Origin of the sequence: Biomaibacter acetigenes (assembly GCF_003691585.1) — a bacterium.
GTDB classification, from domain to species: Bacteria; Bacillota; Thermosediminibacteria; order Thermosediminibacterales; family Tepidanaerobacteraceae; genus Biomaibacter; species Biomaibacter acetigenes.
Genome location: NZ_CP033169.1, coordinates 1,128,278 through 1,141,597, shown reverse-complemented (window position 1 = coordinate 1,141,597; position 13,320 = coordinate 1,128,278). Strand labels below are relative to the sequence as shown.

General features: G+C 42.7%; 11 protein-coding genes. All 11 read right to left on the bottom strand.

What is annotated here, in order from left to right; translation table 11 throughout:
* Positions 1 to 65: 65 nt before the first annotated feature.
* The 11 genes from rhaS to D2962_RS05430 all read right to left on the bottom strand — a co-directional run bounded on the left by rhaS (position 66) and on the right by D2962_RS05430 (position 13,284).
* A complete protein-coding gene (rhaS, locus tag D2962_RS05480; protein ID WP_122014393.1) occupies positions 66 to 1,154 on the bottom strand; it encodes a rhamnose ABC transporter substrate-binding protein in 1,089 nt (362 codons plus the stop codon).
* An 88-nt stretch (positions 1,155 to 1,242) separates the two neighbouring features.
* The gene (locus D2962_RS05475; protein ID WP_122015746.1) at positions 1,243 to 2,166 is read right to left on the bottom strand and encodes an ABC transporter permease; all 924 of its coding nucleotides are present in this window, start codon (positions 2,164 to 2,166) and stop codon (positions 1,243 to 1,245) included.
* A gap of 72 nt (positions 2,167 to 2,238) precedes the next feature.
* Positions 2,239 to 3,246 (bottom strand): ABC transporter permease, encoded by a 1,008-nt coding sequence (locus tag D2962_RS05470; protein WP_222927693.1) that lies wholly within the window; start codon positions 3,244 to 3,246, stop codon positions 2,239 to 2,241.
* Between the two features lie 206 nt (positions 3,247 to 3,452).
* Complete coding sequence (locus D2962_RS05465) at positions 3,453 to 4,973, bottom strand: sugar ABC transporter ATP-binding protein (RefSeq protein WP_122015745.1); 1,521 nt, start codon at positions 4,971 to 4,973, stop codon at positions 3,453 to 3,455.
* A 148-nt stretch (positions 4,974 to 5,121) separates the two neighbouring features.
* Positions 5,122 to 6,654: a sugar ABC transporter ATP-binding protein gene (locus D2962_RS05460; protein WP_222927692.1), complete on the bottom strand. Its 1,533-nt coding sequence runs from the start codon at positions 6,652 to 6,654 to the stop codon at positions 5,122 to 5,124.
* A gap of 17 nt (positions 6,655 to 6,671) precedes the next feature.
* The gene (locus D2962_RS05455; RefSeq protein ID WP_120768405.1) at positions 6,672 to 7,442 is read right to left on the bottom strand and encodes a DeoR/GlpR family DNA-binding transcription regulator; all 771 of its coding nucleotides are present in this window, start codon (positions 7,440 to 7,442) and stop codon (positions 6,672 to 6,674) included.
* A 132-nt stretch (positions 7,443 to 7,574) separates the two neighbouring features.
* Positions 7,575 to 8,885 carry a histone deacetylase family protein gene (locus D2962_RS05450; protein WP_122014390.1) on the bottom strand — a complete coding sequence of 437 codons (1,311 nt, stop codon included), beginning with the start codon at positions 8,883 to 8,885 and terminating at the stop codon, positions 7,575 to 7,577.
* A complete protein-coding gene (locus D2962_RS05445; RefSeq protein WP_245985023.1) occupies positions 8,878 to 10,545 on the bottom strand; it encodes a hydantoinase/oxoprolinase family protein in 1,668 nt (555 codons plus the stop codon). Before D2962_RS05445 ends, D2962_RS05450 begins: the two co-directional genes overlap by 8 nt.
* 25 nt (positions 10,546 to 10,570) lie before the next feature.
* On the bottom strand, positions 10,571 to 11,485 hold the full coding sequence (murB, locus tag D2962_RS05440; RefSeq protein ID WP_122014389.1) for a UDP-N-acetylmuramate dehydrogenase: 915 nt from the start codon (positions 11,483 to 11,485) through the stop codon (positions 10,571 to 10,573).
* 129 nt (positions 11,486 to 11,614) lie between these two features.
* Positions 11,615 to 11,872, bottom strand: a complete 258-nt coding sequence (locus D2962_RS05435; RefSeq protein ID WP_122014388.1) for a spore germination protein GerW family protein — start codon at positions 11,870 to 11,872, stop codon at positions 11,615 to 11,617.
* Positions 11,873 to 11,940: 68 nt separating this feature from the next.
* On the bottom strand, positions 11,941 to 13,284 hold the full coding sequence (locus D2962_RS05430; RefSeq protein WP_122014387.1) for an ABC transporter substrate-binding protein: 1,344 nt from the start codon (positions 13,282 to 13,284) through the stop codon (positions 11,941 to 11,943).
* Positions 13,285 to 13,320 lie beyond the last annotated feature (36 nt).

The window sequence follows — 13,320 nt, the reverse complement described above, 5'->3', positions numbered from 1 at the left end:
AATGACATGCCTCCTCCAAACATGAAGTTTGAGGGAGGCAAATTAAACTCAAATTATATTTTAAATCAATATACGTTCTTCCATTCCTCGATATTGCTTTTGTCAAACTTGAAGGGGTCGCCAAGCATGATTTCTGTTCCATCCCCGACCTGGATAACTTCTCTCTCCCCAAGTTTTCCGGCAGTGAATTTTTCTCCGGCCTTACCCGTGATATCTCCCTTCACCAGAGCATTAGCAGCGCATCCGGCTAAATACCCCAAGTCTATAGGATTCCACAAATACATCCATGGGCAAACACCGCTCTCAATATATTCTGCCATTTCACTCGGCAATCCAAGGCCTGTCAGGTAAACCTTGCCTTTAAGGCCTTTGTCTGTAAGCACTTTGCCTGCAGCAGCTATGCCAACTGTCGTAGGCGCTATAATTGCTTTAAGATTAGGGTAGGACTTGAGCAGGCCTTCGGTTTCAGAAACACTCTTATCCCGGAGGTCATCGCCATATGCAACCTTTACAAGCTCCATCTTTGCGTACTTGGGATCCTTTAGTTCTTCCTTCATCCATTGAATCCAGGTGTTCTGATTAGTTGCCTGTGATGTGGCACTGAGAACAGCTATCTGCCCTTCTCCGCCAATCATCTCATATGCCGCCTGTATCTGTATTCTTCCGATTCTTTCCGGGTCTGCCTGCTGGATATGTACCATACGGCTTTCGGCATTAACTGCTGAATCCAGAGAAAGCACCTTTATGCCATCTTTCATGGCCTTTTGAAGAGCGGGCTGAAGAGCATCGGGGTCATTGGCAGATACAGCGATTGCATTAACCTTTTGGGCAATAAGCTCTTCAATCATCTGAATTTGAGCTTCAGCAGTCGGCTGATCAGGCGCTTTTAAAATAGCTTCATTGCCGCCTTCCTCAACAGCAGTCTTGAATCCATCCGCCATTTTCTCCATGAAAGGATTTCCTGTGCTCTTAACTATTAGAGCAATTCTCATTTTTCCTGCTTTAGTTTCTCCCTGAGGTTTGCCCTGTCCAGAGTTTTGTTCCGAGGCTTTTTCAGAATTTTGTCCGGAGCTTTGTGACGCGTTTTGACCACATCCAGCCAGCAAAGACACAGCAAGCGCAAGAACCAGGATGATAACCAGTGCTCTTTTCATTCAATTTTCCCCCTTTGATAATTAATTTTATATACAAACAGTTTTTAACTGTTGTATATCAATTACTAATAATCATTCAAAGCTAAAACTACTTTATAAACTTTAGATTTTTTGTATTTATTTTTAAGTTTGGTATCATTACGGCAAATATGAGCAATAAGCCTATTATTATTAGCAATTCTTGAGAAGGAACATTTATTAGGCCCAATCCATATCGAAGGAAACCGATAAGGAAAACCGATATTATTGGCCCTATGATTCTTCCCTTACCTCCGGCCGAGCTCACACCGCCAAGGACGACCGTGGCAATTACGTCCAGTTCATACCCTATAGCTACGTTCGGTCTTGTGCTTCCCATCCTCGATGTCAAAAACAATGCTGTAACAGCTGACATAAAACCAGTAAGAGTATAGATTATAACTTTTATTTTATCGACTTCCACTCCCGAAAAACGACAAGCAGTTATATTATTCCCCATGGCATAGACACGTCTCCCAAAGGTCGTTTTGTGAAGCAGCAGGCCGAAAAGGATTGCAAAAATAGAAAATACTATTAGTATCAGCGGAATGCCTCCGATCTTTCCCCAGCCGAGGAACTGGTACCATGTCGGAAATTTGCCTGCAGCCTGATCCTTAAGTATTATATAAGCAATTCCCCGGTAAATTATCATTGTAGAAAGCGTGACAATCACCGCCGATAGTTCCTTGAATTTTACTATGAGGTATCCGTTTATAAAACCGCAAACGGTTCCCACCAAAAGGCATATAATCATTGCAAGCACCATAGATACTCCATGGTTGTATGTAACAGCCATAATTACTGCCGACAAAGCCACTGTTGAAGCTACAGATATGTCGATATCGCCGAGTATTATGACAAAGGTCATGGGAAGGACAATGAACGCCTTGTCAAGAAAAGCCATTGTCGCATCAAGCAACTGTGCTGCATCCAGGTAATACGGAGACAAATTTGAATTTATTACATTTATAACAATGAAGATTAGAACAAGCATCCATTCCCATTGGAAGAAAAAATTTCTCAGATTAATTTCCTTTTTTGTAATAATGCTTTTATGCTTCACGGCTTATATTTTCCTCCTCATAAGGTTGTTTCTCTCAACGCTTCTTTTTACAAGGGCATTGATTATTACAGCAATAAGGATGATAACACCCTGGATTGCCTGCTGCCAGAATGGAGAAACGTTAATAAGGGGTAGAGCATTGTTCAATATCCCCAGCAGAAGCGACCCCAATATTATACCGGATATCTTTCCCGAACCTCCCGCTATGTTTACTCCTCCAAGGACGCAGGCAGCGATAACGTTCATCTCATAACCCATGGCTGTATCGCCCTGGGCTGAAGCAAACTTTGAAACCCACAGCACGCCTGCAAGTCCTGCAAGAGCTCCCATTATTGTATAAACCATCCACAGGATTTTTTCATTGTCGATGCCGCTGATTTTTGCTGAATCGGGATTGCTCCCCACGGCATAAATCTGTCTTCCGGTTCTTGTATAATTTATAAAGTAGAAAAATACAACATATATAACGATCGCAATAAATATCAGCGTATTTATTCCAAGGATTTTACCCGTTGCAATCGCTTTAAAGCTTGCCGGCATCTGGTTTGCACTCACCCATCTGCCATTGCTGACCATGAATGTCAAACCTCTAAATACATTCATCATGCCTAGCGTGGCAATAATCGGAAGAATAGCTGTTTTTGATATAAGAAATCCAATAACGCCTCCACATGCCACACCTACCGCAGTTCCAAGCAGTATTGTGGTTACGGGTGACATATGCGGATTGCTGCTTACGGTCAATGCGGATATCATACCGGCCAACGCCAGTGTTGCTCCTATCGAAAGATCAATTCCCCTGGTTATTATTACAAGCATCATTCCTACTGCTAGAATGCTCAATATTGCTGTGTTTTTTATCATATCGTTGAGATTTTCCATCGTTAAAAAGCTTGGATTGCGTAATTGCACAAAAACAGCAAGTATAATTATAAATCCCAGTAATCCCAATTCTCTGAACTTTGCAATACCTAAAATTCTTGATTTCTTTTCTAAAATTATTTCCGCCACAAGCATTCCCACCTTTTATACTTTATACTGAAAAACCACCTTTAACAGAAGATGGCCGCTGGAGTTCAGGAAAGCCGAGCAGCTATACAAAAGCGTGCGCCTTACACAACGCCATAACCCGCTCATTATTTCCATCCAAATGCGAATTGGTTCTTTCCCTGCTGAAGTGTTTTCACGCGTGACGTATATGTCCTGGGCCTTAAGGCCTAGAAAGCTTCCGCCGTTCTCTGCCGAGTCCTTTTTGTTATAGCCGCCTCCATGATCTTCTCCTGGGTAGCCTCTGCCCTATCGAATTCACCGGTGATCCGGCCTTCATGCATTACCAGGATCCTGTCGCTCATGCCCAGAACCTCCGGCATTTCGGAAGAAATCATGATGATTCCGAACCCCCGGCAAGCCAGGTTGCTCATTATTTCGTGTATGGCAGCCTTTGAACCCACATCGATACCCTTGGTTGGTTCATCCAGGATCAGTACCTTCAGCCTGGCAGCCAGAAGTTTTGCCACCACAACCTTTTGCTGATTGCCTCCCGACAGCGAATAAGCCTTGTCGAAAACGCTGGTTGCCTTGACCTGCAAAAGTTCGGCCATTTCTTTCGCTTTAATATATTCGGCCGATCGGTGCAGCCATCCTCTGCGTGAAAAATCCTCTATCACCGGCAAAGTGATGTTTTCCATGATGGAAAACGGCAATACGAGGCCCTGTATCTGCCTGTCTTCCGGCAGATAGCCTATCCCCAGCTTCATTGCCTTTAGTGGATTATCAATGTTTACCGCCCTGTTTTCTATATAGATTTTCCCTTCATCGGCGGGATATATACCGAAAATGGCCTGAGCGACTTCGGACCTTCCTGAACCGATAAGACCCGTAAGACCTAATATTTCACCTTCATGCAGGTTAAAGGATATATCTGCAAAGATCCCCGTTTTGCACAGGCCCTCCACTCTCAATATCTCATTGCCTATCTTCGCTTGCTTTTTAGGAAAAAGTCGGGTTATCTCCCTGCCTACCATAAGTTTTATAAGGTCATCTCTGGTAATATCCGATATGTTCCATGTCCCCACATAACAGCCGTCCCTAAAGATCGTCACCCTGTCGGCAATTTTATAAATGTCTTCGATTCTATGAGAAATAAAAATAATTGATGTTCCCGCTTCTTTAAGTCTTCTGGTTATGGCAAAGAGTTCTTCTGTTTCACGATTGGTCAAAGCCGCGGTAGGTTCATCCATAAGCAGTATCTTTGCATCCTGGGAAAGCGCTTTTGCGATCTCTACCATTTGCTGCTGTGCGACACTCAAACTGCCCATCTTTTCTTCGGGATCTATATTGCTTCCTATCGATCGGAGCAGCTCTCTTGCCTTTTCGTGCATTTTTTTCCATAAGATTCGCTTTGTTCTGTGTTCTACATATTCATGTCCGAGAAAAATGTTTTCAGTGACGGTCATGTCGGGAAAGCAGGTCGTGTTTTGATAAATTGCGGCTATACCCTGGACCCGCGCCACAGTGGGATTGGCAAAAGTTACTTTTTTACCATACAGAAAAATTTCTCCACTATCAGGCTGGTGCACACCTGTTATTACTTTAATAAAAGTCGACTTCCCCGCCCCGTTTTCGCCTATCAGGGCATGCACTTCTCCGGCTCGCAAGTTAAACTTGACTTTGCTCAGAGCCTTTACCCCCGGAAAAGTTTTTGAAATATTGTCGAGTTCCAATACAAAATCGTTCATGACCATTTTCCTTTTTTTTATTATTTTGTTTTTTATAAAATGAAACATTATTTTCGTTAATGTATTGTTTTGTTGTATTGTTTATTTTTATATATTTTATATTCTACAAAAAGTCAAAAATTCCTTCTTTTTATCAAATATTTTTACGTTATTTTTTGTTTATGTTCGTTTGTGTTCTTTTTGAATCCTCCCCGCCCGACGCATAAAACAATAGCTTTTCCTGGGTCGCTTCAGACCTGGAAAATTCCTTTTTTATTTCTCCGTTGTACATTACCATTATCCTATCGCACATCCCAATCAATTCAGGCAGATCCGAAGAGATTAAAATTATAGCCACTCCTGAACGAACCAGTTCATTGATGATGTTGTATATGTCAACTTTTGAACTTATATCTATACCGGTAGTCGGATCTTCAATCATCATAATTCTTGCATTGGCAAAAAGCCATTTGGCAAACAACAGCTTTTTCTGACTGCCTCCACTTAAATTCTGGACTATGTCCGTTTCTTCCGCTCTTATTTCCAGCCTTTTTATAAAATCTCTGGCAGCTTTTAATTCTTCCGTGTTTATAAGAATGCCCTTATGGGAAACCCTATTCAGGTTTGTCAGAGTGATATTCGACGGTACGGCCATTTTCAGTATCAAACCTTCTCCGGCCACTATCCCCGTTACATAGCATAACCCATTTTTAATTGCCAGATCAGGAGTCATGTTTCTAAATACCCTGTCATTTATGAATATTTTACCTTCAAACGGCCTGTTGATACCAAAAATCGTCCTGGCTAGCGTTCTCCTGCCAGCTCCGCTCAAGCCCGTTATTCCAAGGATTTCGCCGCTCCTGAGGCTGAAAGAGATATCCTTAATTCGGTCATTATATCCAAGGTTTTCAACCTTTAGCACTTCTTTACCTAATTTTACATTTAATTTTGGATACCTATCCTCCACTTCCTTACCAGCCATCATTTTTACTATATGATTCAGGTCTAAGTTTTGGGCAATACCTGTTTCCACCACTTTGCCATCTCTTAGAATGGTCAAACTGTCAGCTATTTTCGTAACCTCATCCAACCTATGGGAAATAAAAATAACTGTAACCCCTAATTTTTTTACATCCCTTATAACTTCGAAAAGCTGGCATGTCTCCCTTTCAGTTAGCGCCGTAGTCGGCTCATCCATGATAATGATCTTTGCCTTTTGAAACATGGCTCTTATTATTTCTACGAATTTTTGTTCACCCACGCTCAAAGATTTAACTGAAGTTTGCGGTTTGAAATTCAGGCCCATATATTTCAAATATTTTTCAGTATCCTTATGTATCTTTTTCCAATCTATCAGTTTTAACAACCCAATTCTTTTCAATGGAATTCTTTGAAGGAATATGTTCTCTGCAACGGTCAAGTCAGGAAATAGATTTATATCCTGGAATATCATGGATATCCCCACGTCCTGTGCCTGTTTAGGATTGTTTAAAACTTGTCGCTTTCCGTCAATAAATATCTCCCCTGTATCGGGTTGCATTACCCCTGCCAAAATCTTCATGAGAGTAGACTTTCCGGCACCGTTTTCCCCAACTAATGCATGCACTTCACCCTTGCGGACAAAAAGGTCTACATCCTTTAAGACTATATTTCCATTAAAACTCTTTGTTATTTTTTTCATCTCTAAAAAATAGTTCAACATACGTCCCCCACAAATCACTATTCAAATTCATAGGTGGTATACAGCTTTACCGCATGTTCAAAGAAAAAGCTTTTATATTCATCAGGAATTTGCTTGTTTGTTATGACTTTCCTGGCCATGGTCAGGTCTCCCAGCCTGGCAAAGGCAATTTTATTAAATTTGGTATGGTCTGCGACAATGATTACTTCTCTGGATATCTTGGATACTTCCTGCAGGAATAAAGCCTCTTCATATCTATCCAGAGTATAGCCGGTTTCGAAGTTTACACCTTTCACGCCTATGAAAGCCTTGTTTATATAGATGCCTTCCAGCGCCTGATGGGCAAACCGGCCAACCAGCATGGATGTGGATTGTATGAGATCCCCTCCGGATACTATGACCTTTATTCCCAGGGCATCCTTTAACTCAAGAGCTATGACAAGATCGTTGGTTAAAACCGTGATTTTTTTGTCTTTGATTTTTTTAGCTATTTCAAGGCAGGTGGTCCCGGGTCCAAGGAATATGGCCTCTCCGTTTTCTACCATATGAGAAGCAATACTGCCTATCAATTGCTTATCTTCAAGGTTTTCATCTTCAGACTCATCTTTTGTTGCATCTTTGAAAGCCTCCTCGTTTAAGACCGCTCCACCGTAAGTTTTTATGAGGAAGCCATCCTGCTCAAGCTTGTCCAGGTCCCGGCGGATAGTAACCTCCGTAACTTCAAAAAGCTTGCTGAGCTCTGAAACATCCACTCTTTTTTCTTTAAATAGTATCTCTTTTATCTTATTTTGCCGCTCAATTGCAAACATTCTATTATCTCTCCATAAATCAACAATTATAATCATATTTTAACATAATTTTCGTTTGTGTGCGATTTATTTTTTTGATGAATGTTTAAGGTGGGGCCAAAACTTTCGGTGTGCCCCGCCTTAAAAAGAAAATTACTTACTCATATATGTGTCGTTTACTCTATCTTGAAGAAAGGTTTTAAAATACTTCCCTTCCGGTGTTTCTTTATATATTTTGTATCCTTCGTCAATGCATGCCGGGCAGGCGTCACGCGGTATGGAGACAGCGAATATCTCATAGCCCCAGTCGGAGCGGGAGTGGATGGTATTCAGGCCGGAGCAGTTGGGACAAACTTTGAACTTCTGTGTCTGTTCCTCCATGATGCCGTCGGTGTCATAATATACATTTCTCGGCCTCAATACATACTCCTTACCTTTGAGAGTTTCTCTAGCGATACCCTCTTTTCTGCACCAGCGCTCGTAGATCTTCTCACACAACTCTTTTATATATTCGGTGATGCGGGGAGACTGCTTAAGTTTTGTGGGATCATAGTCCGGCTCCCTTACATGGGAGTAATCAAGCCCCGCCATGGCCAGGATTATGCCAAGATTCACATAAGGAAGGGCTCCTTCTATGGAATACCCGCCTTCCAGGACCGCAATGTCCGGGTTTAACCTGTGGTTTAACTTGGCATAGCCATGGGCGGTAAAGTTCATGTTGGTGATGGGGTCTGTGTAGTGGTTGTCCTGGCCGGCGGAATTGACGACAAGATCGGGTTTATATTCTTCTAATATGGGCATTACGAGGTTATCCAGCACATATAAAAATCCTTCTTCTCCCGTTTCCGGCGGCAGGGGAACATTTATGTTGTATCCGATGGCTGCCGGACCGCCAAACTCATCCAGAAAACCGGTGCCGGGATAAAGTGTCCTGCCATCCTGATGGAAGGATATATAAAGGGTATCCCTGTCATTCCAGTATATGTCCTGGGTGCCGTCCCCATGATGACAGTCGGTGTCTACTATGGCTATTCTCCGGTGGCCAAACCTCTGTCTTATGTTTTCCAGCATTACCGCCTCTATATTTATGATGCAAAAGCCCCTATCGCCAAAGACGACCCTCTGGGCATGATGTCCCGGCGGCCTTACTATGGCAAAGGCTTTGTCCACTTCTTTTTCCATAAGGGCTTCTGCAGCTTTGATGGCACCTCCGGCGGAAATGAGATGGGACTCGGTCACCCGTGACATCACATCAGGCACACAAAAATGCACCCTCTGTACATCTTTTTCAGTGGCCATGCCGGGATTAAAGAATTTGATCCCTTCAATATCGGCTATTCCCTCTTCAAATACCTGGTCCTGAGTATACAGCAGCCTTTCTTCTCTCTCGGGATGGGTGGGGCTTATCGCCCAGTCGAAAGCCGGGAAAAATACAAGACCCAGTCTATTCTTAGCCCTAAGCATAGTTCACACCTCGTAGTTCATATAGTAATCCGGGTTTTACCTGGGCTTTAATCCTTATGTTTTTGCCGCTGGTATAAAACCCCCGCACCATATTGAAGCTCGATTCCTCCGTTATCTCTGATTCGGTTTCACTACCCTCAGCTCCCAGTATGGAAGCCCTCTGCTTTAAAAGCTCCAGAGCTTTTTGCCTGGCCATATCCAGGGTGAAATTTCTGTCAATTCGCTTATACAGACCAATCTCCGGGACCGAAAGCACTCCTGACGCCGTATCGGCAAGAAGGGTAATCTCGGCGGTGGTTTTTGCAAGGGCTGCTCCCACCGCATTGGCCGCTTCATAATTTTCGGGAACGCGGCAGGGAAGATTGAATTTCTTTTCCAGCACCGGAGCCATAGCCCTGGCTGGGCCCCCTATTATGGAAACATATTCAGGTTTTAGTCTTTTTCCGTATAAAAGTTCCTTTACGGTATATACAGGGCGGCTGTTTATATCCTTAATAAGGCTGTCCACCTTTTGTTTTATTATGTCTGCCATCTTTTCATATACAACTTCAGAAGCAGCCCTGGCATCCATACCCAGCTTTTCCCCTAAAAGCTTCATGGCCAAAATAGCCCGGTCCTTATTTCCGAAGTCAAGAAGCCCTAACACTATCATGGCATCGCTGGGAGTCGGCACCTGACCTCCGAGGGCCATGGGAAATCCTTCTCTCTGAGGGCCTATTTTTAATTCGCCATTTTCTATATGAATGGCGCTATCTCCTCCAAGGCCTATGGATACGCTGTATATGGCTCTTACCAGTGTGTTATAAGGACCTATATTTATACCAAGAGGTTCAAATAAGGGTACTCCATCAGCTACGAAGGAAATATCGGTGGTGGTGCCACCAATATCCAGAAATACGGCATCTTTATCGCCGGCATTAAAGGCACAGGCGCCCATGAGACTGGCGGCAGGCCCCGATAATATGGTATTTACCGGATATTGTTGCCCTACATCCAAACTTATAGTGCCGCCATCGGCTTTAAGCACATTCACAGGAACATGGATGTTCTCCTTCTGCATAGCCTTTCTTATGCTATCACAAAACGCTTTAAAGACATGGTATACAGCACAGTTCAAGTAGGACGTAAAGACTCTCCGAGGGAAATTGAGTTTCCCTGAAAGGGTATGTCCCATAGTTATGGGGCAAAACTCATCTTTTAACATCTTTTGAATATTAATTTCATGCAGTGGATTTCGAGTGGAAAACTTGGCTACCACGGCACAGGTTTTAATGTCTTGCTGCTTGAATCGGGACGCTGCTTCCTGAATTTCTACCGGATCAAAGGGTTTTATTTCCCTGCCCCTATGGTCGACATATCCGGTAATGAATATATTTTCACTGCCGCATGACATAAAAGAAGGGTCCATGCCCGGACCACTTTCGATAATCATGCCGACGGGAGCAGTCTTACCTTCTATAATGGCATTAGTCGATACAGTAGTGCTCAAATTAATACGCTCAATGCGTGACACTTTTTTTCCTGAAAGTAAGTTATCTAGGGTCGCCCATATGGAACCAAACAGATCGGAGCGATCGGCGGGGGTCTTGGCTATATCAACTATGTTTCCCCGGTCGATAATTACAGCATCTACATGGGTTCCCCCCATATCTAGCCCCACAATCAATTTATATGCCTCCTTACTTTCATGATTCACCCTGGATTTTTATTTCAGGTTCCAGGTCTATATTGAACTTATCCTTTACCTCCTTTTGAATATGCTTTATCAATTTCAGCACATCTTCACATGTAGCATTGTCTATATTGACTATAAAGCCGGCGTGAAGGTCTGAAACCATGGCACCGCCTATCCTGTAACCCTTGAGCCCAGCCTTTTCTATGAGATATCCGGCATAGTTCCCCGGCGGCCTTTTAAAAGCGCTGCCGGCACTGGGTAAATTCAATGGTTGCTTCTGTTTCCTTCGAGAGATATAATCCTCCATTTTTGCCTTTATTTCATCGCGATTTCCTGGGGTAAGTTCCATTTCCACATCGAGCAAGATCTTATCTCCCTTTTGAAGCACAGAATTTCTATAAGAATACCCCAATTCATCCTTTGACATCTCAAAAATATTTCCTTCTAGATCAAGAACATTTACCTTTTTTACTACATCGGCCATCTCCCCGCCAAAAGCACCCGCATTCATGACCACAGCACCGCCCACAGTGCCAGGAATGCCGCTTGCAAATTCGAGGCCGCTGAGGCTGTTTTCCAAAGCGGCACGCACCGCTGCAGATACAGCCATTCCCGCCTTACATTTTATTATGTTTTTGGTAATTTGTATGTCATTAAAATTTTGAGCAAGTTTTATGACAACGCCTCGGATACCCTTATCCCTCACTAATAGATTTGTTCCATTCCCCATCACAAAAAAGGGGACACCCTCATCCTTGCAGCATGTTATAATTCTTTTTATTTCTTCAGCATCCTGCGGCAAGACTAAAATATCTGCAGGGCCACCTATATGAAAGGAAGTATGGTTTTTCATGGGTTCATTTTGTTTGATTCTTTCTTCGGATATAAAGTTCTTCAATTTGTCGTAAAGTAAATCAAGCTTCATGTTACCTTCCCTTCTTTTTTCCAATTAAAAAGGACTTGCTTTAAGTACTTAACATAGTTTATTTCTATATTTTGAAGATAAATCCTGCATGAATTTTAAAAAACCTTGGAGTTTTTTCTACTATATAATCTATTCATCACAATTGTTACTGACAGCATTTATCATGTCCACAGGATTTTCTCCGGGAATCAAATTGTAAAAACTTATGTTGCCATCCTTATCTATTACAACAAAAGCTTTAGGGCAAATGCTTGCTCCAAAGCCCGCTCCAAAACTTTCGAAACAGCCGAATGTAACGCTCAGTATAGGTATAAAAGTTATATCATTAACGATTTTAGGCGGCCCCATGATGACTTTGTCAATGAGGTCGTTTTTCTTAAGTTCCATGTTTTCCTCCAAAATTATAGCCGGTTTTCGAATAATTACTTACCATATTATTGTTTGCTTTCCTTTTTTTATTTATTCCACATAAAGGTTGTCATTCCATTTTTTGATATCTTCTCTATTTCCCTTGCAGCATCCTCCAAAGCCTGAGCCGGGGTCTTTTGGGCAAGAAGCGCCATACGTATCTGAGCTGTCAGGATCTCATCCTTTTTATACAAATTATTTACTTTTGGCAAAACCCGGGCATCATCCAATATTTTTTCCATCTTTTTCATAAAGGGGTCTTCGATCATCTTTTGCCGCACAGCTTTGATAGCCGGAAACACACCGTATTGTTCTAGAGCTTGTTGCTCCTTTTCAGAGGTTATATAACTTAAAAATTCGGCACAGAGCTCTTTTTTTGCCCCATCTTCTTGCTTGAAGATGCCATAGGCCGAAACAATGGCAAAGGCCCTGGGCTGCTTTTGACCTGCGGGATATTGAGCAATATCAAATTTAAAGCCTTTGCCCGCCCTTTCCCTGTCTTCAAGTACCTTTATGGCCCAGGGGCCGGCGGGATAAACCGCAATCTTTCTTTTTTCCGCAAAGTCTCCCCAGACCAGGTTTTCTTCCAGGGTGCCGTAATCTTCTTCGGGCACAACCTTATATTTTGCGGCAAGGTCCACCATTTTGGCCAGGGCTGAAACACCCTCGGGGCTATTTAAAACAAAATTGCCGTTTTCATCAAAAATATTCGCACCATCCATGGTTAAAAATGGCCATACCGTAAAATTTCCTGGAGATAAAAACAAGTTAAAGCCATAGTAATCCATCTTCCCGTTTCTGTTTTTATCATAAGTCAATTTCTGAAGGGCTGCAACAAATTCATCATAAGTCCATGTTTCATTCCCGGGGTTTTTTGCGCCTCTTGCACTGAAGGCTTCCAGGTTTAAAAAAAGGCTGTGAGTGGTTATGAACCATGGAAATCCATAGATCCTTCCCTGATATGATACCGCTTCGATGGCTTTTTCATCGTATTTGGGAATATCTTCCGGTTTGATATACTCATCCACCTGTTCCAGATATCCCGCCGATATGAAATCAAAGTCTGCCGCCACCGGTGCCATATCCGGAGGTGTGCCCGCCGCTGCAGCGGCTTTTAGTTCTATCAAGCCGTATTCCCATTTAAGCTGTCTTAAGTGGATAAAAACACCCGGATGTTTTTTTTCAAATTCCGAGATCTTCTTCTCTATCCATCCGAACCTGTCCCCATTTTTGTCCCGCCATCGTGGGAAATCCCACAGGGTTATAACACCCTGCCATTCCTTTTTTACGTTAGGCTCCACGCTCTTTTTATCAGACCCACAGCCGTTAGAACCTACCATTAAAAAAACAAAAATTAAACAAAAAAATAGGGTAAATGGCCGCCGGTACACGATATATCCCTCCCGAAGCACCTTTTACCCTATTTA